Raw genomic sequence first — 22847 nt, 5'->3', positions numbered from 1 at the left:
CCGCACCACCAGCCGGCGACCGCCCTGCCCGCCGCGCCGGTGGCGTCGGCGCCGGTGGCCGAGGCGTCCGCGAACCCCGGCAAGTGGGGGCGGGTCGACTCGGACGGCACCGTGTACGTGAAGACCGCCGACGGCGAGCGGGCCGTCGGGTCGTGGCACGCGGGTGAGCCGGCCGAGGGCCTCGCGCACTACGCGCGCCGGTTCGACGACGTGCGGACCGAGGTCGAGCTGCTCGCCGCGCGGCTGGCGGCCGGGTCCGGCGACCCCAAGCACACGATGACGAACGCCAAGCACATCAAGGAGAGCCTGGCCGAGGCGTCGCTGGTCGGTGACCTCGGCGCGCTGGCCGCGCGGATCGACAGCGTGCTGGAGCGGGCGCAGCAGGCCGTCGAGTCGGTCAAGCACGCGCGGGACGAGGCGCGCGGGCAGGCGTTGTCCCGCAAGCAGGAGCTCGTCGCGGAGGTCGAGAAGATCGCCGAGTCGTCGACCCAGTGGAAGGTGGCGGGCGACCGGTTGCGGGCGATCCTCGACGAGTGGAAGACGATCAAGGGCGTCGACCGCAAGACCGACGACCAGCTGTGGAAGCGGTTCTCCAAGGCGCGCGACACGTTCAACCGCCGGCGCGGCTCGCACTTCGCCGACCTCGACCGGCAGCGGGCGACGGCAAAGGAGCGCAAGCAGGAGCTGGTGAAGCTCGCGGAGGAGATCTCGGACTCGGACGACTGGGGCCCGACCGCGGCGCGGTACCGGGACCTGATGACCGAGTGGAAGGCGGCCGGCCGCGCGCCGAAGGAGGCCGACGACTCGCTGTGGCAGCAGTTCCGGGCGGCGCAGGACAAGTTCTTCAGCCGGCGCTCGGCGGTGTTCAACGAGCGGGACGCGGAGCTGGTCGAGAACGCGAAGCGCAAGGAGGCGCTGCTCGCGGAGGCGGAGAAGATCAACCCCGGGTCCGACCTCGAGGGGGCGCGGGCTCAGCTGCACCGGATCCAGGAGAAGTGGGACCAGGTCGGCAAGGTGCCCCGCGAGCGGATCCGTGAGCTGGAGGGCAAGCTCCGCGCGATCGAGGAGAAGGTCCGCAACGCGGCCGACGCGCAGTGGCGCCGGACCGACCCGGAGGCCGAGGCACGGGCGGCGCAGTTCCGCGAGCGGGTCGAGCAGTTCGAGGCGCAGGCCGCGAAGGCCCGAGCCGCGGGCGACAAGCGCCGGGCCGAGAAGGCGGAAGCTCAGGCGGCCCAGTGGCGCGAGTGGCTGGCAGCAGCGGAGAACGCGGTAGCCAGCCGCTGACGCGGACTGGTCTCGGCCGACGGTGACCACAACCGCCGGCCACTGACGCGGCTCGACTTCGAAGCCGGTGGCCTGGGTCGCCGGCCACCCCAGCCTGCTGTCGCCTGTGGAGTGGCACTGTCCACAGGCAAGATCGACTCCGCCTGATCTGTCAGACCTCGCGAATAGACTGGAACGCGGGGGCCCCCGCGAGTCCGGAGTAGTCCACAGGCTTGATCGACTTCGGGCGGAAGTGTCGGTGCTGCCCCGTAGACTGGAACGCGGGGGGCCCCGCGTCGGCGGGTGCTTGTCCACAGGCCAGAGGGCTGGACAGGTGGAACTGTCGGTGGGGCTCGTTACGCTGGATCTCGGGGGGCGAAGCCCGAGTTCGGGTCTCCAGCCAGGGTCGGATCCGGGCGGGACCACGCGACGCGGAACCACATGGTCGCGATCGCGACCATCGCCACCCAGGCGATCACCAGGCCGATTCCCAGGTCACTGTGCGAGGACTGGCGTGACCAGATCGCCAGCACGCCGTCCACTGACGCGAACCAGCCGCCCAACGCACACACCCACGTGAGCGCCCACAGCCTCGTCGTCAGCGCGGCCGCCGAGGACAGCACGCCGAACAGCAGCGACGTCGCCGCGAACAACCGGGGCACGATGCTCTCCTTGCCCACCGCGTCGCCCGAGCCCGTGCCGAGCAGGACCTCCAGGCCCGACGCGCCCGAGACCCACGGCAGGACGAGCCCGAGGATCAGCACGAACACCGCCACGGAGATCACCACAGCCCGGCTGCCGAGCTCCACCTTGCGCGCCGCCCGCCGCTCGGCGTCCCGCTCCACGCGGTCGATCTCCGCACGCAGGCCGGCGATATCCCGTTCCTCGGATGAGCTCATCGGACCGCGCAACCGTCCACCGTCTCCTCGGCGACCGCGGGCGGGCCGAACGACGGCAGGCCCAGGCTGACCCCGGACGTCCGAGGCCGCCGGCCCGACTCGAAGTTGTCCCCCGCCGGCGTCCGCCGGTGCGCGACCAGCGGGCCGTCGGCGACCAGGTGGTGCGGCGCGGCGTAGGTGACCGTCGCCTGCACCACGTCACCAGGCCGGACATCGAAACCCGATGGGGTGAAATGCACCAGCCGGCCATCCCGCCCACGCCCGGACATCCGCGCCGTGTCGGCGTCCTTACGGCCCTCGCCGCTCGACACGAGCACCTCGACGGTCGATCCGACGAGCGCCCGGTTCAGCGACCAGGACACCTCCTCCTGCACCGCGATCAGCCGCTCGAACCGCTCCTGCACGACCTCCTTCGGCAGCTGCTCGGGCAGCGAGGCGGCCGGCGTGCCGGGGCGCTTCGAGTACTGGAACGTGAACGCCGAGGAGAACCGGGCCGCCCGCACGACGTCGAGGGTCTCCTCGAAGTCCGCGTCGGTCTCGCCAGGGAAGCCGACGATGATGTCCGTCGTGATGGCCGCGTCCGGCATCGCCGCGCGCACCTTGTCGATGATCGACAGGTACCGCGCGGACCGGTAGGACCGGCGCATCTCGCGCAGCACCCGGTCCGAGCCCGACTGCAGCGGCATGTGCAGCTGGTGGCACACGTTCGGCGTCTCGGCCATCGCCGCGATCACGTCGTCGGTGAAGTCCTTCGGGTGCGGCGAGGTGAACCGCACCCGCTCCAAGCCCACCACCGCGCCGCACGCCCGCAGCAGCTTGCCGAACGCGAGCCGGTCGCCGAACTCCACGCCGTAGGAGTTCACGTTCTGACCCAGCAGCGTCACCTCGAGCACACCCTCGGCGACGAGCGCCTCGACCTCCGCGAGCACCTCGCCGGGCCGGCGGTCCTTCTCCCGGCCGCGCAGCGACGGCACGATGCAGAACGTGCAGGTGTTGTTGCACCCGACCGAGATCGACACCCAACCGGAGTGCGCCGAGTCGCGCCGCGCGGGCAGCGTGGACGGGAAGACCTCGAGCGACTCCAGGATCTCCACCTGTGCCTGCTCGTTGTGCCGGGCGCGCTCGAGCAGCACCGGCAGCGAGCCGATGTTGTGCGTGCCGAAAACCACGTCCACCCACGGCGCCCGCCGCACGATGTCGCCGCGGTCCTTCTGCGCGAGGCAGCCGCCGACCGCGACCTGCATGCCGGGATTCGCGAGCTTCGTGGGCCGCAGGTGACCGAGGTTGCCGTACAGCTTGTTGTCGGCGTTCTCCCGGACCGCGCAGGTGTTCAGCACCACGACGTCGGGCACGCCGCCCTCGACCGCCGGCGCGTAGCCCGCGTCCTCCAGCAGGCCGGCCAGCCGCTCGGAGTCGTGCACGTTCATCTGGCACCCGAACGTGCGGACCTGGTAGGTGCGTGTGTTCATCTCAGCCACCGAGCCTACCGGTGTGACCGAGTTGAGACCTTAGGTGTAGCCGAAGCGGCATGAAACGGACGCCTGGTAGCGGTAGGTTTCGCCCAACGACCAGCCGCTAGAGTCTCGACACCTGCAATGGACCACGCGCGTGGAGGATTGATGACCGAAGCGAACACCGCACCACCGATGATCCGGATGGTCGAGGTGGACAAGTACTTCGGACCCCTGCACGTGCTCAAGAACATCAACGTCGAGGTGCCTCGCGGCGAGGTCGTCATCGTGCTCGGCCCGTCCGGCTCGGGCAAGTCCACACTGTGCCGGGCCATCAACCGGCTGGAGCCGATCAACTCCGGACTCATCGAGATCGACGGCAGGCCGCTGCCCGCCGAGGGCCGCGAGCTCGCCACGCTGCGCGCGGACGTGGGCATGGTGTTCCAGTCTTTCAACCTGTTCGCGCACAAGACGATCCTCGACAACGTGATGCTCGCGCCGATGAAGGTGCGCAAGACGCCGAAGTCCGACGCCCGGCGCACCGCGATGGAGCTGCTCGAGCGGGTCGGCATCGCCAACCAGGCCGAGAAGTACCCGGCCCAGCTCTCCGGCGGCCAGCAGCAGCGCGCGGCGATCGCCCGCGCCCTGGCCATGAAACCCAAGGTCATGCTCTTCGACGAGCCCACCTCGGCGCTCGACCCGGAGATGATCAACGAGGTGCTCGACGTGATGACCACGCTCGCCAAGGACGGCATGACCATGCTCGTGGTGACCCACGAGATGGGCTTCGCGCGCAACGCCGCGAACCGCGTGCTGTTCATGTCCGACGGGGACATCGTCGAGGACTCCACGCCGGCCGAGTTCTTCTCGGCGCCGAAGTCCGCGCGGGCCAAGGACTTCCTCAGCAAGATCCTGACTCACTGAGTTCACACACAGTCGGGGCCCGCGGTGCGGACGTGTCGCGGGTGGACAGATCGGAAAGGGACGACATGCGGTTCAGCCGAGTACTGCGTGCGGGTGCGATCGTCGCAGCCGCCAGCCTGGCGCTCGCAGCCTGCGGCACTGGTAGCGACGACGGCGGCGACAGCGGCAGCGGCGGCGGCGATGGTGGCGGCACCGAGTCGTTGACCATCGGCATCAAGTTCGACCAGCCGGGCCTCGGGCAGAAGACGCCGAACGGCTACGAGGGCTTCGACGTGGACGTGGCGACCTACATCGCCAAGGAGCTCGGCGTCGACGCCGCGAACATCGAGTGGAAGGAATCGCCCTCCGCGGAGCGCGAGAACCTGATCAAGAACGGCGACGTCGACTTCGTCGTCGCCACCTACTCGATCACGGACGAGCGCAAGCAGGAGGTCGACTTCGCCGGCCCCTACTTCGTCGCCCACCAGGACCTCCTCGTCCGCGAGGCGGAGACCGGGATCACCGGGCCGGACTCGCTGAACGGCAAGAAGCTGTGTTCGGTCACCGGCTCCACCTCCGCCCAGCGGGTGAAGGACGAGTTCGCCGAGCAGGCGCAGCTGCAGGAGTACGGCGGCTACTCGGAGTGCGTCTCCGGCCTCGAGAGCGGCGCGGTCGACGCGATCACCACGGACAACACGATCCTCGCCGGCCTCGCGGCCGCCAACGAGGGCAAGTTCAAGTTGGTGGGTGAGGGCTTCAGCGACGAGAACTACGGCGTCGGCCTGAAGAAGGGCGAGACCCAGATGCGCGACGACATCAACGCCGCGATCCAGAAGATGTTCGACGACGGCGCGTGGGCCGCGGCCATCGAGAAGAACCTCGGCCCGGCCGGCTTCGAGGCGCCGGAACCGCCGGAGATCACCGAGAAGTAACCCGTTCGGGTTGACCGTTGAGACACGCGGTGGCACGTCGTGCGAAGCGACGTGCCACCGCCTCACATGGGTGAGGGTGCGATAGCAGGTGTTCGGCTTCAGCCAGGACTACGACATTCTCGGCGCCTTCTGGGTGACCGTGCAGTTGACGATCTACTCGGCCATCGGCTCGCTGATCTGGGGCACCATCCTGGTCGGGATGCGGGTCAGCCCGGTGCCGGTGATGCGGGCGTTCGGTACCGCGTACGTCAACATCTTCCGGAACACGCCGCTGACGGTGATCATCGTGGCGTGCTCGCTCGGCCTCTACTCGACGCTGGGCATGACCCTCGGCAGTGACCAGATCACGACGAGCAACTTCCGGCTCGCGGTGCTCGGCTTCATCGCCTACACCGCCACGTTCGTCTGCGAGTCGCTGCGGGCGGGCGTCAACACCGTGCCGGTCGGCCAGGCCGAGGCCGCCCGGGCACTCGGCCTGAGCTTCATCCAGGTGCTGACTCTCATCGTGCTGCCGCAGGCGTTCCGGTCGGTGGTGGCCCCGCTGGCCAGCGTGCTGATCGCGCTGACCAAGAACACCACGGTCGCCGCCGCGATCGGCGTCACCGAAGCGGCGCTGCTGATGAAGGAGATGATCGAGAACGAGAGCGACGCGATCTTCCTCGTCGCGGCGATCTTCGCGCTCGGCTTCGTGGTCCTGACCCTGCCGACCGGGCTGCTGCTGGGTCGGGTGGCCAAGAAGGTGGCGGTGAAGCGGTGAGCGCGCCCTCGGTTCTCTACGACGCACCCGGCCCCAAGGCCAAGAGCCGCAACACGCTCTACGCGATCCTGTTCGTCGTCGTGCTCGCCGCCGTCGTCTGGTGGGTGCTCGACGCGATGAACGAGAAGAACCAGCTCGACTGGGCGAAGTGGAGCCCCTACCTCGCCGGCACCGAGGCGTGGACCACCTACCTGCTGCCGGGGCTGGTGAACACGCTCAAGGCCGCGGGCCTCGCGATGCTGATGGCGCTGCCGATCGGTGCGCTGTTCGGCATCGCCCGGCTGTCGGAACACTGGTGGATCGCGAAGCCGGCGGGCTTTCTCGTGGAGTTCTTCCGCGCGATCCCGGTGCTGATCCTGATGTTCTTCGCCAACGCGGCGTATGCGCTGTTCACCGACATCGACTCCGACTACCGGCCGCTGTACGCGGTGATCACCGGCCTGGTCCTCTACAACTCGTCGGTGCTCGCCGAGGTGGTCCGGGCCGGCATCCTGTCGCTGCCCAGGGGCCAGACCGAGGCGGGGCTCGCGGTCGGCATGCGCAAGGGCCAGCTGATGACCAACATCCTGCTGCCGCAGGCGGTCACCGTGATGCTGCCGGCGATCGTGAGCCAGATGGTCGTCATCGTGAAGGACACCGCGCTCGGCGGCGCGCTGCTCGGCTTCCCTGAGCTGATCGCCCAGGCGCGGCCCGCGGCGTCGTTCTACAACGCCAACGCGGTCGCCACGCTGACTGTCATCGCCGTGCTGTTCATCATCATCAACTCGCTGCTGAGCTCGTTCGCGACCTGGCTGGAGGGCTGGCTGCGGCGGCGCAAGAAGGGCACGGGCGCCGTGCTCGGCACCGACGCCATCCAGGAGCAGGCGCCCGGCATGGAGATGACCGATCACCGCACGGGCGGCGGCGGAACGGGGGTCTGAGCCGGATCCCCGCCAGGCCCGGAACGAAGATCGAGGGCGCCTCCCGTGCGGGAGGCGCCCTCGATCTTCGTCCGGTGTGGACTAGTGCTTCTTGCTGCCGCGGCGGAACAGCGCGCTGCCGAGCCACACGATCGGGTCATACTTGCGGTCCGCGACGCGCTCCTTCATCGGGATGAGCGCGTTGTCGGTGATCTTGATGTGCTCCGGGCAGACCTCGGTGCAGCACTTGGTGATGTTGCAGTAGCCGAGACCGTGCTCCTCCTGCGCCTCGCGGGTGCGGTCGTCGGTGTCCAGCGGGTGCATCTCCAGCTCGGCCACGCGCATCAGGAAGCGCGGGCCGGCGAAGTTCTCCTTGTTCTCCTCGTGGTCCCGGATCACGTGACACGTGTTCTGGCACAGGAAGCACTCGATGCACTTGCGGAACTCCTGGGAGCGCTCGACGTCCTGCTGCATCATCCGGTACTCGCCGAGCTCGACGTTCTGCGGCGGCGCGAACGACGGGATCTCCCGGGCCTTCTCGTAGTTGTACGACACGTCGGTGACGAGGTCGCGGACGACCGGGAACGTGCGCAGCGGGGTGACCGTGATGGTCTCCTCCTCGCCGAACACCGACATCCGGGTCATGCACAGCAGTCGCGGCTTGCCGTTGATCTCCGCGGAGCAGGAGCCGCACTTGCCGGCCTTGCAGTTCCAGCGGACCGCGAGGTCGGGCGCCTGGGTGGCCTGCAGGCGGTGGATGATGTCGAGGACGACCTCGCCCTCGTTCACCTCGACGACGTAGTCCTGCAGCTCGCCGGACTCGTCGTCACCCCGCCAGACCTTGAAGTTGGCCTTGTAGGTCACTGCGCTGCCCTTCCCGTGTGCTGCTCGAGCTCCGCGTCGGTGTAGTACTTCTCCAGCTCGGGGAGCTCGAAGAGCTCGAGCAGGTCCGGCCGCATCGGCTCCTGCGCCTTCGGCGTGACCGCCGCGTCCGTACCGTCCGGTGTGGACGAGCAGACCAGCAGTCTGTTGCGCCACTGGGGATCCATGCCGGGGTAGTCGTCGCGGGTGTGACCGCCGCGGCTCTCCGTGCGCAGCAGCGCGGCCCGGGCGACGCACTCGCTGACCAGCATCATGTTGCGCAGGTCGAGCGCGAGGTGCCAGCCGGGGTTGAACTCGCGGCGACCCTCCACGGCCACCCTGCTCACCCGCTCCTTGAGCTCGGCCAGCTTGTCGAGCGCCTGCTGGACCTCCCCCTCCTTGCGGATGATGCCCACGAGGTCGTTCATGGACTGCTGGAGCTCGGCGTGGATGGTGTACGGGTTCTCCGCCTGCCCGTTGGCCGGCCAGTCGAACGGCGCCACCGCCCGGTTGGCCGCGGCGTCCACATCGGACTGCGACAGCGCCGGACGCTGGTCGATGGAGTCCACGTACTCGACGGCGCCCAGCCCGGCGCGGCGGCCGAAGACGATCAGGTCGGACAGCGAGTTGCCGCCCAGCCGGTTTGAGCCGTGCATGCCGCCCGCCACCTCGCCGGCCGCGAACAGGCCAGGCACGACCGAGGACGCGCTGTCCGGGTCGACCTCGACGCCGCCCATGACGTAGTGGCAGGTCGGCCCGACCTCCATGGGCTGGCTGGTGATGTCCACGTCGGCCAGTTCCTTGAACTGGTGGAACATCGAGGGCAGCCGGCGGCGGATCTCCTCGGCGGGCAGCCGGCTCGCGATGTCGAGGAACACGCCGCCGTGCGGTGAGCCGCGGCCGGCCTTCACCTCGGAGTTGATCGCGCGGGCCACCTCGTCGCGGGGCAGCAGGTCGGGTGTGCGGCGGTTGTTGTCCTGGTCGTTGTACCAGCCGTCGGCTTCCTGCTCGGTCTCCGCGTACTGTCCCTTGAAGACGTCGGGGATGTAGCCGAACATGAAGCGCTCGCCCTTGGAGTTCTTGAGCACTCCGCCGTCGCCGCGCACGCCCTCGGTGACCAGGATGCCCTTCACGCTGGGCGGCCAGACCATGCCGGTCGGGTGGAACTGGACGAACTCCATGTTGATCAGGGTGGCGCCGGCCCGCAGCGCGAGCGCGTGACCGTCCCCGGTGTACTCCCAGGAGTTCGAGGTGACCTTGAACGACTTGCCGATGCCACCGGTGGCGAGCACGATCGCGGGCGCCTCGAAGAGGACGAACTTGCCGGTGTCGCGCCAGTAGCCGAACGCGCCGGCGATCCGGTCGCCATCCTTGACCAGCTCCGTGATCGTGCACTCGGAGAAGACCTTGAGCATGGCCTCGTAGTCGCCGTGCTCGCGCTTGTCCTCCTGCTGCAGCGAGACGATCTTCTGCTGCATGGTGCGGATCATCTCGAGGCCGGTGCGGTCACCGACGTGCGCGAGGCGGGGGTAGGTGTGGCCGCCGAAGTTGCGCTGGCTGATCTTGCCGTCCTTGGTGCGGTCGAACAGCGCGCCGTAGGTCTCCAGCTCCCAGACCCGCTCCGGGGCCTCCTTGGCGTGCAGCTCGGCCATCCGCCAGTTGTTGAGGAACTTCCCGCCGCGCATGGTGTCGCGGAAGTGGACCTGCCAGTTGTCCTTGGCGTTGACGTTGCCCATCGACGCCGCGCAGCCGCCCTCGGCCATCACGGTGTGCGCCTTGCCGAACAACGACTTGCTGATGATCGCGGTCTTCTTGCCCTGCTGGCGGGCCTCGATGGCGGCCCGCAGCCCGGCGCCACCGGCGCCGATCACGACGACGTCGTAGGGAAACCGCTCGACCTGAACCTGAACCATGAGTCCTTCTTTAGTTGAAGATGCGCAGATCTGTGATCCAGCCGGCGGAGACGGCCATGATGTAGGCATCGGTGAAGATCACCGTGAACAGGGAGATCATGGCGAACTGGCCGTGCCGGGGGTTGAGCTTCGACACGAACTGCCAGAAGCGGTACCGCACCGGGTGCTTGGAGAAGTGCTTGAGCTTGCCGCCCAGGACGTGCCGGCACGCGTGGCAGGACAGCGTGTAGGCCGTCAGGAAGAACAGGTTGATCAGGATGATGACGGTGCCGAGCCCCATCCCGATGCCGCCGTCCTTGCCGTGGAAGGCGAGGACGGCGTCGTAGGCGTTGATCGCGGCGAAGAGCAGTGCGGCGTAGAAGAAGTAGCGGTGCCCGTTGGTGAGGACGAACGGGAACTTGCGCTCACCGGAGTACTTCTTGGCCGGCTCCGGGACCGCGCAGGCCGCCGGGGAGAACATCAGCGACCGGTAGGCGGCCTTGCGGTAGTAGTAGCAGGTGGCGCGGAAGCCGAGCAGCACCAGGAAGGTGACGATGCCGATCGGGATCCACGCCGGGTACGACGGGATGATCTCCCCGAAGTGGCTGGATCCCGGCACACACGCGGCGTTGACGCAGGGCGAGTACATCGGCGTGAGGTAGTGCTCGGCCGGCGCCCAGTAGTGGTCGTTCATGAAATAGCGGACGAGCGCGTAGACGGTGAAGAAAATCAGGATCGCGCCCGTGCTCAGTGGGTAGGACCACCAGCGGTCGGTTCGAAACGTGCGCTCCGGTATTTGCGCCCGGGTTGGGGCACCGACGCCTGCCTTCATTGTGGTCCTCGACTCCAGAACGAGAGAGCTTCGATTGTCAGAGAATAACGGGGGTCTGCGCTGGTGGCGGCGTTCCGCGTGTCACACCGGGAGGACGGCACCGTGCCGCCAACAGGGCCGTCGGTGGCACGTGGAGAAGTACCACACCGTGGGAACGCGCCGGTCGGCGCCCTGTGCCCAAGGTGGTCTGCGGCACGTTGAGCAGGGCTGAATCGACGCCCGGGCACAGGTCACTCGGAGACCGTACTCGCTGTGTTCACGCCCCGTTTCGCGGCCTCGACCGCCGGGTTGTCGATCACCGGCCACCTGCGCATGGTGACCAGGACCACGAGTGAGCCGGACCGGATGGCGAGTTGGATGGCGACCAGCCAAGCCGAAGCTTGGTCAACCACCGACCAGGCGATGGCGGTCGTGGAATGGGGAGGCGACCAAGGGCATCAACGCAAGTCAAAGAGTCCAAAGTGGCCCGACCACAACGCCCCCGAACCCGCCAACCAAACCAAGCCCAACAACCAACCCGATGCGCCCAGCACCCCCCACCCCACCAACCGATCTACCGAACAAGCTCAGAGAGGTCCGTCGAGCAAGTCGGACTCCTCCCCCGCCGCCCGAAGCTCGTCCCGAACGACCTGAAACGCCAAACCCTCGGCGTACCCGCGCCGAGCGAGCATGCCGACCAGCTTGCGAACCCGCGTCGCCTCGTCCGCTGTGGACAGGGTGCGTAGGCGCTTCTGGACGAGGAGCCGGGCCCGGTGCTCCTCGTCAGCCGGGTCCACGGCGGCGATCGCCTCGGCGGCCAGGTCCTCGGGGACTCCCTTGCGGCGCAGCTCGGCCGTCAGTGCGCGGCGTCCCAGGCCCTGGTGCGTGTGCCGCGAGCGCACCAACAGCTCGGCGAACGCCGCGTCGTCGACCAGGCCCACCTCGTCCAGACGACCCAGGACCTGGTCGGCGACGTCTTCCTCGATCTCCTTGCGCAGCAACGCCTGGCGCAGCTCGGCTCTCGTCCGCGGGCGGACCGTGAGCAGGCGGAGGCAGATGTCCCGTGCGCGCTGGACAGGATCCTCCGGCGGACCGGCGGACGCGGCACGCCCCCTCCGACGACCTGCGTTTCCCGGCGAACCCGAAGACGACACAGCACACCCCTGACGGATCAAACCCTCAACGAACCCAACGGCCACACAACGCACACTCCTCGACGACCCGACCCCCAGCGCCCCGAAGGACCGCGCAACACGAGCCCCCGGCGAAGCGGACCTCCGGCGAACCCGACGGCGATGCAGCACGCGCCCATCGGCGAACCGAACCGTCCGGCGAACCAGAAGACGACACGGCGCCCACCCTCAGGCGGACCGGATCCCCGGCGAGCTGGAGGACCGCGCGACACGGACCGTCGACAAACCGGATCAACCGGCGAACCCTTCGACCGAAATCCCCCGACGCCGCGGAGGACCGCGCAGCGTGAGCCCCGGCGAAGCCGACCCTCCGGCGAACCAGACCGGATCTCCCGGCGAACCGGAAGACCACACAACGCACGCCGCTCGACGACCCGAATCCTCGGCGCCCCGCACAACACGAGCCCCGGTGAAGCAGATCCTCCGGCGAACCAGACGGCGATGCGGCGCGCACCCATCCGCGAGCCGAGCCGTCCGGCGGCCCGGAGGCCAACACGACGCCCACCCCTTGCGGACCGGATCCCCGGCAGGCCCCGAAGGACCGTGCAACACGAGCCCCCGACGACGTGGATCCCCGGGCGAACCAAGGGCGACGCGACGCAGGCCCTTCGACCGACCGGAGAGCCCGACGCGCCCGAAGACCGCACAGCGTGCACCACTCGACGAACCGGACCACCCGCCCGCCCGGAGGCCGACGCAGCACGCGCACCCTGGACCGGATCCGCCGCACACCCGATGCCGGCACGGCACGAGACTCTCGGCGGTCCGGAGACCAGCCGCGTCCCGAGCCTGCCTCGAGGAACCACGGCGGCTCTCGCGCGACCCGGGAAACAGGTGCCGAACAGGAGACTTGGCACGGCGCCAGTTCGACCTAGCCGACCACCCCCGACCACAACAGCCGCCCGGGCCACCTCCGGAAACTCGCGACCGAGTGCTGCTTGGCACGGGCCCCTCGGCGGGTGGCCATCGCGCGGCCAGAAGCGCTAGAAGTCGACCGGGGCAGGGGCCGGCTCGGTCTCGTCGGCGTCGAGCTTGGCGCCGATGCCCAGCTTGTCCTTGATCCGCTTCTCGATCTCGTTGGCCACGTCCGGGTTGTCGCGCAGGAACTTCCGCGCGTTCTCCTTGCCCTGCCCGAGCTGGTCGCCCTCGTAGGTGTACCAGGCGCCGGACTTGCGCAGGATGCCCTGCTCGACCCCCATGTCGATGAGCGAGCCCTCGCGGCTGACGCCCTTGCCGTACAGGATGTCGAACTCGGCCTGCTTGAACGGCGGCGCCACCTTGTTCTTGACCACCTTGACGCGGGTGCGGTTGCCGACCGGCTCGCCGCCGTCCTTGAGGGTCTCGATGCGCCGCACGTCGAGCCGGACCGACGCGTAGAACTTCAGCGCCTTGCCACCCGTGGTGGTCTCCGGCGAGCCGAACATGACGCCGATCTTCTCGCGCAGCTGGTTGATGAAGATCGCGGTGGTGCCGGAGTTGCTGAGCGCGCCGGCGAGCTTGCGCAGCGCCTGGCTCATCAGCCGGGCCTGCAGGCCGACGTGGCTGTCGCCCATCTCGCCCTCGATCTCGGCGCGCGGCACGAGTGCCGCAACCGAGTCGATGACGAGGATGTCCAGCGCGCCGGAGCGGATCAGCATGTCCGCGATCTCCAGCGCCTGCTCACCGGTGTCGGGCTGGGACACCAGCAGCGCGTCGGTGTCCACGCCGAGGTTCTTGGCGTAGTCCGGGTCGAGCGCGTGCTCGGCGTCGATGAACGCCGCGATGCCGCCCGCCTTCTGCGCGTTGGCCACCGCGTGCAGGGCCAGCGACGTCTTACCGGACGACTCCGGGCCGAAGATCTCCACGACGCGGCCGCGCGGCAGACCACCGATGCCCAGCGCCACGTCCAGCGCGATGGAGCCGGTCGGAATGATCTCGATCGGTGCGCGGCTCTCGTCGCCGAGACGCATCACCGATCCCTTGCCGAAGTTCTTGTCGATCTGGGCGAGGGCCAGGTCGAGCGCCTTCTCGCGATCGGGTGCTGCTGCCATCAGAGATCCACCTTGATTCTGTCGAGACCGTTTCGAACTCACGCTGTCGACGCTATCGGGAGGGTCTGACGATTTCGGGACGCTGACCGCGACCTGTGGATCGTTGACCCGGTTGTGGACAATAGCCGAACGCTTGTTCGAGGCGACGGCGACACGCCGACCGCCTCACCGGCGCTCCGGCGGCACCTCGAACGCCTCGCACACGGCGCGCCAGATCTCCTTGGTGGACACCCCGGCCTCCAGTGCTTGGTCCACCGTGCGGTTGTCCAGCGCGCTGAACACGTGGTCGCGAGCCATCATGTCGGCGCGGATCTCGCCGAACTCCTCGGCCATCATCTTGCGGAAGGCGGTGATACGCATCGACACCAGCCTACGAGACCGAGCAGAATGGCCCGCATGTCGCTAGCCATCGATCTCGAGCCAAGCAGCCTGGAGTCGATCCTGCTCGAGATCGGCGTGATGGCCTCGCTGGCCGTCGCGATCGTGTTGGGCATCCGCGCGCTGCGCAACCGCCGCTAGCGACGGGCGTCCACGATCACGCGGTTGTGTCGGTGGTCCGTGCGATGCTCCGGCGTGTGGTCATCGACTTCGAGGCCGAGCTGTGGCTGTGGGACGCACGACGAACCGACACGTGGACGTTCGTCCGGTTGCCTGCCGACGCGTCGGAGGACATCCGCGAGCTCACCGGTGGGCAGGGAAGGGGCTTCGGCGCCGTGCGGGTGCGCGTCGTGCTGGGCGCCAGCGTGTGGCGCACCTCGGTGTTCCCGGACAGCGCGAGCGGGTGCTACGTGCTGCCGGTGAAACGCGCCGTCCGCACGGCCGAGTCACTCGAACCCGGCGACGTGGCGCGGGTGTCGGTCGAGCTGGTCGACCTCTGAGCCGCCCGGCCCGGCGGCGAACGCGCCTCAGGTGCCCGGCTGGACGTTGTCCGCGAAGAAGTCGGCCAGGGTGTCCGGGGTGAACTCCTCCGAGGCGCGCAGGTCGGTCTTGGTGAGCCAGCCGACCAGCGGGCGATCCTTCACGGTGAACACCAGCATCCCCGTGCCGCCGCTGACGCCGGCCCGGAAGCGCCCGTCCAGCCCGTTGCCGCGCCACCGCGCCTCGACGTGGGTGCCCTCGTTCATGTTGCCGAGCTGGGTGTTCGCGACCTTGGTGGCGTCGTCGACGGACGCCACGTGCGCGTAGCTGACCTGGTAGTCCTCCGGCAGCGCGCAGGACACGTCCGCGCCGGAGCCCTCCTCGGCCGGCTGGCACTCCTCGGAGTCGGCCACCGTGCCGGCGAGCTGGCGCAGGCACTGGCTGAACCCCGGGCCGTCGGTCTCGCCCTTCTGCTGGCAGTCCTCCGCGGTCGGCAGCTCGCCGGTCGGCCGGAACAGGAAAACCGCGCCCGCGCCGAGGATCGCGAGCACCACGACGCCGGCCACGGCCAGCCACGCCTTCCGCCGCCCGGCCGGGCGCGGGGCCGGCACACCGGTCGGGAAGGCCGGTTGCAGCTGTGGCATCGGACCAGGCATCGGCCCGGGCATCGAACCCTGTGGTCCCGCCGGTCCGGGTGGTCCCGGCGGCCGGCCTTGAACGGGCCGTGGCCCGGTTGGCGGCCCGCTCATCGGACCCGGCGGGGTCGGCACCGGTGGGCCGGCGAGGTTGCGGGTGCGCATACTGACGCCGTCCCGCGTCACGTGGTGCGCGCCCAGCGCGACCGCGGTCTCCGGCTGGTCGAGCGAGGTGGGCACGACCCGCAGCTGCTCGGCGATCAGCGTGGCGATCAGCGGGATCCGGCTGGACCCGCCGACCAGGTAGATGCCGGCCAGCCGGTCCGGGGTCAGGCCGGCCGCGCGGATCGTGCCGGCGAGCAGCTCGACGCTGCGCAGCAGGCTGGGCCGGATGAGCGCCTCCAGCTCGACCCGGGTGACCAGGACGTCCGGGAACGGCTCGGGCAGCGGGACCTCGGTCTGCGGGTGGCGCGACAGCGCTTCCTTGGCGGCCTTGACGTCCTCGGCCATGGCGCGCCGGGCCCGGCGGTCGGCGGTGGACTCGGGTCGGAGCATGCGCTGCCAGCGGCCGGGGTCGTGCAGGGACACCTGCCGGCCGACGTGCTCCAGCAGCGCCTGGTCGACGTCCAGTCCGCCCAGGTCGGGCAGGCCGGCCTCGGCGAGGACGGTGAACCCGTGCTGGGTGGCGCCGACGATCGCCACGTCGAACGTGCCGGCGCCGAGGTCGTAGACGGCCAGCGCCTGGCCGGGACCCAGCTGCTGGCCAGGAAAGGAGGCGAAGTGCGCGGCCGCGGCCACCGGCTCGGGCACGAGGACGAGGCTGCCGCCCAGGCCAGCGAGGCGAGCGGCGGCGAGCAGGACGTTGCGGCGCGCGGGTCCCCACTGCGCGGGGTGGGTCAGGCGGGCCTCGTCCGTGCGGCCGCCCGCGAGCTGGCGGGAGGTCTCGTCGACGACGCGGCGCAGCACGGCGGACAGCGCGTCGGTGACCGGCACGACGACGTCGCCGAGCAGCAGCGTGCTCTCGTCGACCCGACGCTTGGGGTTCGGCTCGAAGCGAGCGGGATCCAGGCGGGCGCGGCGCTCGGCGTCCCGCCCGACCACGAGCCCGCCGTCCTCGGCGGCGAACACGGCGGACGGCATGGCCGCGGACCCGTCGACCTCGACCACTCGCGGCGGCAGCCCGTGGGCGGCGAGGACGGCGACCGTGTTGGACGTGCCGAGATCCACCGACAGCACGGTCACGGCTATGAGCCGCCGTCGCTGCCGGGCTTCACGTGCTGGTCGAAGTAGTCGGTCAGGCCGGCTTCGCTCGCGGTCGTGTCCGTACTGATGTGCATCAGCACGCCCGCCACCGGGGAGTCGTCGACCTGGAAGACCAGCACGCCGTTGCCGTAGCCGAGGTCGACCGAGTAGTAGGTGCCGGTCAGGCCGTCGCCGTCCCAGTTGCCTTCCTCGGGCTCCGAGCCGCCGGTGGTGCCGCCGAGGTTCTCGAACTGCTGCTTGATCGTGTCCATGTACTGCTTGGCCGTGTCCGCACCGGACTGCTCGCCGCCCCCGGCGTCGTCGCTGCTGCCGAAGTGCAGGTACATGACCGTGTAGTCGTCGTCCATGGTGCACGACGCCGTGGTGGCGCCCGGCGTCTCCATGGCCTGGCCGCCCAGTGGGTTCTTGGCGCCCTTCGAACAGTCGTTGTTCTCCATGACCGCCCCGGCGAGGTTGCGCATGCACTCGCTGAAGCCCTTGTCGTCGGCCTCGCGGTTCTCGCACTCGCCACCGCTCGCGGTGCCGCCGCCACCGCCGCTGTCGCCGGACGTCGCGATCAGGATGCTGACCAGACCGATCACCAGCACCGCGACCACGGCAGTCGCGATGTACCAGCCGCGGTTGGACCGGGTGGTGGTGCCCGACTGGGGCGGCGGTGGGCCGAACGCGGGCTGCGGACCCGAGGCCATCGCCGGCATCGGCACCGGAGTCGGCGTGCTGGGCGGACCACTGGGCGGACCACTGGGCGGACCACTGGGCGGACCCGGCGGTCTGGGCGGCGGACCCTGCTGTACGCGCTGCGGCCCGCTGTTCGGGAAGGCGCTCTGGGCCGGGGTGGCACTCGTCGGCGGCGGACCGCCGGCGGCGAACGCGCCGGCCCCCGGCGTCACGACCTTCTGGGTGCGCTGGACGTCCTCGATCGTGTTGCTGATGTCGCTGGTGCGCATCGTGACGCCCTCTTGGGGCACGTGGTGCGCGCCCAGCGCGACGGCGGTCTCCGGCTGGTCGAGCGAGGTGGGCACGACCCGCAGCTGCTCGGCGATCAGGGTCGCGATCAGCGGGATCCGGCTCGAGCCGCCGACCAGGTAGATGCCGACCAGCCGGTCCGGGCTCATGCCGGTCGACCGGATCGTGCCGGCCAGGAGCTCGACGCTGCGCAGCAGGCCGGGGCGGATCAACGCCTCCAGCTCCACGCGGGTGACCAGCACGTCGTCGAACGGCTCGGGCAGCGGGACCTCGGTCTGCGGGTGCCGGGACAGCGACTCCTTTCCGGCCTTGACGTCCTCGCGCAGCGCCCGCTGCGCCCGCCGGTCACCGGTCGACTGGGGACGCAGCAGCGACTGCCAGCGACCCGGCTCGCGGTGCGACACCTGCCGGCCGACGTGCTCGAGCAACGCCTGGTCCACGTCCAGCCCGCCCAGGTCGGGCAGGCCCGCCTCGGCCAGCACGACGAAGCCCTTCTGGGTGGCGCCGACGATCGCCACGTCGAACGTGCCGGCGCCGAGGTCGTAGACGGCCAGCGCCTGGTTGGGCGCGAGCGTCTGGCCGGGGAAGGAGGCGAAGTGCGCGGCCGCGGCGACCGGCTCGGGCACGAGGACGAGGTTGGAGCCCATGCCGGCCTGACGCGCCGCGGAGAGCAGGACGTTGCGCCGCACCGGGCCCCACTGTGCCGGGTGGGTCAGCCGTACCTCGTCCGGCTTCGCGCCGCCGAGCTGGCGGGAGGTCTCGTCGAACACGCGGCGCAGCACGCCGGCGAGTGCGTCGGTGACGGGTACGACCTGGTCGCCGAGCAGCAGCGTGCCCTCGTCGACGCGGCGCTTGGGGTTGGGCTCGAACCTGGCGGGGTCCAGGCGGGCCCGGCGTTCGGCGTCCTTGCCGACCACGAGGTGGCCTTCCTCGGCGGCGAACACCGCGGACGGCATCATCGACGCTCCGTCCACGTCGACCACCCGCGGCGGGCGGCCGTGCGCGGCCAGCACGGCGACCGTGTTGGACGTGCCGAGATCCACCGACAGGACGTTCACGACTCTCCCCTCGTCCGACCCCGCCCCGGCGCGACCGCCTCGGACGGTGCCCACTTGCTGCCCAGATGCTGCCATGACCGGCCGACGCGGTGGGACGGGTCCCGCACATCCCGCTGTGCGTCGCGGGTGTACTACGGGCCGTGACGACGGGTGGGAAATCAGAAATTGTCAGTGGGTTGAGTCAACATGGCTTCATGAGCTCCACCGACGTGCTCGAGCAGTTCTCGCCGGCGACCAGACAGTGGTTCACCGGCGCGTTCGCCGCACCCACCGAGGCGCAGGCCGGCGCCTGGTCGGCCGCGGCGGCGGGCGAGCACGCGCTGGTGGTCGCCCCGACGGGATCCGGCAAGACGCTGGCCGCGTTCCTGTGGGCGCTCGACCGGCTCGCCACCCAGCCCAAGCCGGCGGAGCGGACGCGGCGCTGCCGGGTGCTGTACGTGTCCCCGCTCAAGGCTCTGGCCGTCGACGTGCAGCGCAACCTGCGCGCGCCGCTCGCCGGCATCAGCCAGGCCGCCCGCCGGCTGGGCCTCGGCGAGCCGGGCATCACGGTCGGCATGCGCACCGGCGACACCCCGGCCGACGAGCGCCGCTCGTTCGCCCGCACGCCGCCGGACGTGCTGGTCACCACGCCCGAGTCGCTGTTCCTGCTGCTCACCTCGGCGGCTCGGGAGTCGCTGCGCGGGGTCGAGACGGTCATCGTGGACGAGGTGCACGCGGTGGCCGGCACCAAGCGCGGCGCCCACCTGGCGGTGTCGCTGGAGCGGCTCGACGAGCTGCTGCCGCGGCCGGCCCAGCGCATCGGGCTCTCGGCCACGGTCCGGCCGATCGACGAGGTCGGCGCGTTCCTCGCCGGCACCCGGCCGGTGCGGATCGTCGCTCCCCGGATCGGCAAGACCATAGAGATGAAGGTCGTGGTCCCGGTCGAGGACATGACCGAGCTCGACGGGCCGCCGCCGCTCGAGGGTCCGGTCACGCCCGACCCGGACGCGCCGCCGCCCCAGCAGCTGCCGACGGGCATCGGCACGCTGGAGGAGATGACCGGCGCGGCCGGCGGCACCCGGAGACCGTCGATCTGGCCCGCGGTCGAGGAGCGGGTGTTGGAGCTCATCCGCGCGCACCGGTCGACGATCGTGTTCACCAACTCACGGCGGCTGGCGGAGCGGCTCACCTCGCGGCTCAACGAACTGGCCGAGGAGCGTCCGGTGTACCCCGTCGACGTCGGACGGTTTCCGGCCGAGGCGATCGCCGAGTCCGGCTGGGCGGCCGGGGTCGCGACGCCGACGATCGCGCGGGCCCACCACGGGTCGATGTCCAAGGAGCAGCGCAGCTCCGTGGAGGAGGCGCTCAAGTCCGGCACGCTGCCGTGCGTGGTGGCCACGTCCTCGCTGGAGCTGGGCATCGACATGGGCGCGGTCGACCTGGTGATCCAGATCGAGGCGCCGCCGTCGGTCGCGTCGGGCATGCAGCGCATCGGCCGGGCGGGCCACCAGGTGGGCGCGGTGTCCCGCGGCGTGATGTTCCCGAAGTTCCGCGGGGACCTGGTGTCGTGCGCCGTGGTCGCGGAGCGGATGGGCGAGGGCGCCATCGAGGCGATGCGGTACCCGCGCAACCCGCTGGACGTGTTGGCGCAGCACGTCGTCGCGATGGTGGCGCTGGAGCCGTGGCCGGTGGACCGGCTCGCCGACCTGGTGCGGCGGGCGGCCCCGTTCGCCGCGCTGCCGCAGTCGGCGCTGACCTCGGTGCTGGACATGCTGGCCGGCCGCTACCCGAGCGAGGAGTTCGGCGAGCTGCGGCCGCGGATCACGTGGGACCGGATCAACGGCGAGCTGCGCGGGCGGCCCGGGGCGCAGCGGCTGGCGGTCACCTCGGGCGGCACGATCCCCGACCGCGGGCTGTTCACCGTGATGACGCCGGCGTCGGAGTCGGGCGCCGGCTCGCGGGTGGGCGAGCTGGACGAGGAGATGGTCTACGAGTCGCGGGTCGGCGACACGTTCCTGTTGGGCACGTCGTCGTGGCGGATCCAGGACATCACCGCCGACCGGGTCATCGCCACGCCCGCCCCGGGTGAGCCGGCGCGGATGCCGTTCTGGAAGGGCGACGCGCCGGGACGGCCGCTGGAACTGGGGCGGGCGTTGGGGAAGTTCCTGCGTGAGCTGTCGAGCATGCCGGAGCCGGCGGCGCGGGAGCGGGCGGCGGCGGCGGGGCTGGACGTGCTGGCGGCGAACAACCTGCTCGCGTACCTGGCCGAACAGCGGGAGGCGACGCGGCACATCCCGGACGACCGGACACTGCTGGTCGAGCGGTTCCGCGACGAGCTCGGCGACTGGCGGCTGGTGCTCCACTCGCCGTTCGGCGCGCAGGTCAACGCGCCGTGGGCGCTGGCGATCGGGGCGCGGCTGCGCGAGCGGCGTGGGATCGAGGCCCGGATGGCGCACTCCGACGACGGCATCGTGGTCCAGCTGCCGGACGCGGTCGACGTCGACGGACAGGAGATCCGGGCCGCGGCGGAGGACGTGCTGCTCGACCCGGAGGAGGTGGAGCAGATCGTGGTCGCCGAGGTGGGCGGCTCGGCGCTGTTCGCCTCCCGGTTCCGGGAGTGCGCGGCGCGCTCGCTGCTGCTGCCGCGGCGGGACCCGCGCAAGCGCACGCCGCTGTGGCGCCAGCGGCAGCGCTCGGCGCAGCTGCTGTCCGTGGCGGCGAAGTACGAGCAGTTCCCGGTGGTGCTGGAGGCCATGCGGGAGTGCCTGCAGGACGTGTACGACGTGGCGGGCCTGCGCGAGCTGATGACCGACGTGCGCTCGCGACGGATGCGGGTGGTCGAGGTGGAGACCCCGTCGGCGTCGCCGTTCGCGCGCAGCATGCTGTTCGGGTACGCGGGCATGTTCCTCTACGACGCCGACCAGCCGCTGGCCGAGCGACGGGCCGCGGCGCTGTCGCTGGACAGCTCGCTGCTCGCGGAGCTGCTCGGGTCGGAGGCCATCCGCGAGCTGCTCGACGGCGACGTGGTGGCCGAGGTGGAGCGGTCGCTGCAGCGGCTGACCCCGGACCGGGCCGCCCGGCACGCGGAGGACGCGGTCGACCTGCTGCGGTTCCTGGGCGACCTGACCGCGGACGAGGCGGCGCTGCGCGGGGTCCAGGCGGCGTGGCTCGACGAGCTGGAGCGCCAGCGCCGGGTGATCCGAGTGCGGATCGCCGGCGAGGAGCGGTGCATGATCATCGAGGACGCTGGCCGGGTGCGGGACGCGCTGGGCACGGCGTTACCCGTCGGCGTGCCGGAGGCCTTCACCGAGCCGGTCGACGATCCGCTGGCGGACCTGCTGTCCCGCTACGCCCGCACGCACGGACCGTTCCCGGTGACCGAGGCGGCGGAACGGTTCGGACTGGGCGTCTCGGTGGTCGCCGGTGTGCTGGACCGGATGGTGGGCAGCGGCCGGCTGGTGCGCGGCGAGCTGCGGCCGGGCGGCACGCACACCGAGTACTGCGACGCGGATGTGCTGCGGCGGCTGCGGCGGGCGTCGCTCGCGAAGCTGCGGGCCGAGGTGGAGCCGGTCGAGCCGGAGGCGTTGGGGCGCTTCCTGCCGTCGTGGCACGGGATCGGCCGGCGGTTGCGCGCGGCGCCGACCGCCGACGACGTGTTGTCGGTCGTGGAGCAGCTGGCGGGCGCGCCGTTGCCGGCCAGCGGGTTGGAGTCGCTGATCCTGCCGTCCCGGCTGCCGGGCTACTTCCCCGCGCTGCTCGACGAGCTGACCACCACCGGCGAGGTCACCTGGTGCGGCACGGGTTCGCTGGCCGGCGGCGACGGCTGGATCGCCGTGGCGCCAACGGATGTGGCCGATCTGTTGTTGCCGGAGGTGGAGGAGACCGTCCCGGACACGCCGCTGCACACGGCGGTCCTGTCCGCGATGGACGGTGGGGCGCTGTTCTTCCGGCAGCTGGTCGACCGCGCGTCCGCGGTGCTGCTCGACGGCGGCGCGGAGGCGCCCGGGGACGCGGATGTCGTTGCGGCGCTGTGGGATCTGGTGTGGACGGGCCTCGTCACCAACGACACGATCGCGCCGCTGCGGGCACTCGTGGCCGGCCGGGGGGCGGCGCACAAGCCGCGTGCCTCGACACCCCGCGGCCGCTACGCGCGGCTGCGTGGCGCCCGGCCGGCGATGCCGAGCCGCACCGGTCCAC

At 70.8% G+C, this 22847-nt stretch carries 18 protein-coding genes; 8 read left to right on the top strand and 10 right to left on the bottom strand.

The features are described from left to right. The first annotated feature begins 24 nt into the window (after window positions 1–24). A complete protein-coding gene (locus ACRDSK_RS18200) occupies window positions 25–1284 on the top strand; it encodes a DUF349 domain-containing protein (RefSeq protein ID WP_431442246.1) in 1260 nt (419 codons plus the stop codon). 335 nt (window positions 1285–1619) lie between these two features. On the opposite strand, the gene ACRDSK_RS18195 is transcribed toward ACRDSK_RS18200, so the two are convergent. Together ACRDSK_RS18195 and miaB are read right to left on the bottom strand one after the other, a co-directional pair. Beyond that, on the bottom strand, window positions 1620–2162 hold the full coding sequence (locus ACRDSK_RS18195) for an Rv2732c family membrane protein (RefSeq protein WP_431442242.1): 543 nt from the start codon (window positions 2160–2162) through the stop codon (window positions 1620–1622). Next, window positions 2159–3631, bottom strand: coding sequence for a tRNA (N6-isopentenyl adenosine(37)-C2)-methylthiotransferase MiaB (miaB, locus tag ACRDSK_RS18190; RefSeq protein ID WP_431442241.1), 1473 nt, complete (start codon window positions 3629–3631; stop codon window positions 2159–2161). The genes ACRDSK_RS18195 and miaB overlap by 4 nt, the downstream gene beginning before the upstream one ends. Window positions 3632–3808: 177 nt before the next feature. Between miaB and ACRDSK_RS18185 the strand changes: the two genes are divergently transcribed. The 4 genes from ACRDSK_RS18185 (at window position 3809) to ACRDSK_RS18170 (ending at window position 7125) form a co-directional block, all read left to right on the top strand. Continuing rightward, complete coding sequence (locus tag ACRDSK_RS18185) at window positions 3809–4537, top strand: amino acid ABC transporter ATP-binding protein (protein WP_431442245.1); 729 nt, start codon at window positions 3809–3811, stop codon at window positions 4535–4537. 65 nt (window positions 4538–4602) lie between these two features. Continuing rightward, the gene (locus ACRDSK_RS18180; RefSeq protein WP_431442244.1) at window positions 4603–5448 is read left to right on the top strand and encodes a glutamate ABC transporter substrate-binding protein; all 846 of its coding nucleotides are present in this window, start codon (window positions 4603–4605) and stop codon (window positions 5446–5448) included. An 88-nt stretch (window positions 5449–5536) separates the two neighbouring features. Beyond that, window positions 5537–6205, top strand: a complete 669-nt coding sequence (locus ACRDSK_RS18175) for an amino acid ABC transporter permease (RefSeq protein ID WP_431442240.1) — start codon at window positions 5537–5539, stop codon at window positions 6203–6205. Next, the gene (locus ACRDSK_RS18170) at window positions 6202–7125 is read left to right on the top strand and encodes an amino acid ABC transporter permease (RefSeq protein ID WP_431442239.1); all 924 of its coding nucleotides are present in this window, start codon (window positions 6202–6204) and stop codon (window positions 7123–7125) included. Before ACRDSK_RS18175 ends, ACRDSK_RS18170 begins: the two co-directional genes overlap by 4 nt. 81 nt (window positions 7126–7206) lie before the next feature. On the opposite strand, the gene ACRDSK_RS18165 is transcribed toward ACRDSK_RS18170, so the two are convergent. The 6 genes from ACRDSK_RS18165 to ACRDSK_RS18140 form a co-directional block, all read right to left on the bottom strand. Beyond that, window positions 7207–7968, bottom strand: coding sequence for a succinate dehydrogenase/fumarate reductase iron-sulfur subunit (locus ACRDSK_RS18165; RefSeq protein ID WP_431442238.1), 762 nt, complete (start codon window positions 7966–7968; stop codon window positions 7207–7209). Then, window positions 7965–9878 carry a fumarate reductase/succinate dehydrogenase flavoprotein subunit gene (locus ACRDSK_RS18160; protein WP_431442237.1) on the bottom strand — a complete coding sequence of 638 codons (1914 nt, stop codon included), beginning with the start codon at window positions 9876–9878 and terminating at the stop codon, window positions 7965–7967. The genes ACRDSK_RS18165 and ACRDSK_RS18160 overlap by 4 nt, the downstream gene beginning before the upstream one ends. A gap of 10 nt (window positions 9879–9888) precedes the next feature. Beyond that, window positions 9889–10689: a hypothetical protein gene (locus ACRDSK_RS18155; RefSeq protein WP_431442236.1), complete on the bottom strand. Its 801-nt coding sequence runs from the start codon at window positions 10687–10689 to the stop codon at window positions 9889–9891. 566 nt (window positions 10690–11255) lie between these two features. Further along, entirely contained in the window at window positions 11256–11726 is a 471-nt protein-coding gene (locus ACRDSK_RS18150) for a regulatory protein RecX (protein WP_431442243.1), read from the bottom strand. A 1118-nt stretch (window positions 11727–12844) separates the two neighbouring features. Further along, a complete protein-coding gene (recA, locus tag ACRDSK_RS18145; RefSeq protein ID WP_431442235.1) occupies window positions 12845–13891 on the bottom strand; it encodes a recombinase RecA in 1047 nt (348 codons plus the stop codon). A 165-nt stretch (window positions 13892–14056) separates the two neighbouring features. Further along, window positions 14057–14251 carry a DUF3046 domain-containing protein gene (locus ACRDSK_RS18140; RefSeq protein WP_431442234.1) on the bottom strand — a complete coding sequence of 65 codons (195 nt, stop codon included), beginning with the start codon at window positions 14249–14251 and terminating at the stop codon, window positions 14057–14059. Window positions 14252–14287: 36 nt separating this feature from the next. On the opposite strand from ACRDSK_RS18140, the gene ACRDSK_RS18135 reads away from it, so the two are divergent. Both ACRDSK_RS18135 and ACRDSK_RS18130 read left to right on the top strand, forming a co-directional pair. After that, complete coding sequence (locus ACRDSK_RS18135) at window positions 14288–14410, top strand: hypothetical protein (protein ID WP_431442233.1); 123 nt, start codon at window positions 14288–14290, stop codon at window positions 14408–14410. A gap of 44 nt (window positions 14411–14454) precedes the next feature. After that, entirely contained in the window at window positions 14455–14769 is a 315-nt protein-coding gene (locus tag ACRDSK_RS18130) for a DUF1905 domain-containing protein (protein ID WP_431442232.1), read from the top strand. Window positions 14770–14796: 27 nt separating this feature from the next. Here the strand turns inward: ACRDSK_RS18130 and ACRDSK_RS18125 are convergent, their stop codons facing one another. Together ACRDSK_RS18125 and ACRDSK_RS18120 are read right to left on the bottom strand one after the other, a co-directional pair. Next, window positions 14797–16626 (bottom strand): Hsp70 family protein, encoded by a 1830-nt coding sequence (locus ACRDSK_RS18125; RefSeq protein ID WP_431442231.1) that lies wholly within the window; start codon window positions 16624–16626, stop codon window positions 14797–14799. Window positions 16627–16628: 2 nt separating this feature from the next. Then, window positions 16629–18671, bottom strand: a complete 2043-nt coding sequence (locus ACRDSK_RS18120) for an Hsp70 family protein (RefSeq protein ID WP_431442230.1) — start codon at window positions 18669–18671, stop codon at window positions 16629–16631. A gap of 194 nt (window positions 18672–18865) precedes the next feature. Between ACRDSK_RS18120 and ACRDSK_RS18115 the strand changes: the two genes are divergently transcribed. After that, the coding region (locus tag ACRDSK_RS18115; protein ID WP_431442229.1) for a DEAD/DEAH box helicase at window positions 18866–22847 on the top strand (3982 nt) is incomplete at its 3' end.

Origin of the sequence: Actinophytocola sp., assembly GCF_050699915.1 — a bacterium.
Lineage (GTDB): Bacteria > Actinomycetota > Actinomycetes > Mycobacteriales > Pseudonocardiaceae > Actinophytocola.
The sequence above is the reverse complement of the archived record's forward strand: the minus strand, read 5'-3'. Positions and strand labels throughout refer to the sequence as shown.

Excerpts from the sequence above, each read along its gene's own strand:
- ACRDSK_RS18195 (WP_431442242.1), bottom strand. The coding sequence starts at position 2,162 with ATGAGCTCATCCGAGGAACGGGATATCGCCGGCCTGCGTGCGGAGATC.
- ACRDSK_RS18160 (WP_431442237.1), bottom strand. The coding sequence starts at position 9,878 with ATGGTTCAGGTTCAGGTCGAGCGGTTTCCCTACGACGTCGTCGTGATC.
- miaB (WP_431442241.1), bottom strand. The coding sequence starts at position 3,631 with ATGAACACACGCACCTACCAGGTCCGCACGTTCGGGTGCCAGATGAAC.
- ACRDSK_RS18185 (WP_431442245.1), top strand. The coding sequence starts at position 3,809 with ATGATCCGGATGGTCGAGGTGGACAAGTACTTCGGACCCCTGCACGTG.
- ACRDSK_RS18140 (WP_431442234.1), bottom strand. The coding sequence starts at position 14,251 with ATGCGTATCACCGCCTTCCGCAAGATGATGGCCGAGGAGTTCGGCGAG.
- ACRDSK_RS18180 (WP_431442244.1), top strand. The coding sequence starts at position 4,603 with ATGCGGTTCAGCCGAGTACTGCGTGCGGGTGCGATCGTCGCAGCCGCC.
- ACRDSK_RS18130 (WP_431442232.1), top strand. The coding sequence starts at position 14,455 with ATGCTCCGGCGTGTGGTCATCGACTTCGAGGCCGAGCTGTGGCTGTGG.
- ACRDSK_RS18155 (WP_431442236.1), bottom strand. The coding sequence starts at position 10,689 with ATGAAGGCAGGCGTCGGTGCCCCAACCCGGGCGCAAATACCGGAGCGC.
- ACRDSK_RS18135 (WP_431442233.1), top strand. The coding sequence starts at position 14,288 with ATGTCGCTAGCCATCGATCTCGAGCCAAGCAGCCTGGAGTCGATCCTG.
- recA (WP_431442235.1), bottom strand. The coding sequence starts at position 13,891 with ATGGCAGCAGCACCCGATCGCGAGAAGGCGCTCGACCTGGCCCTCGCC.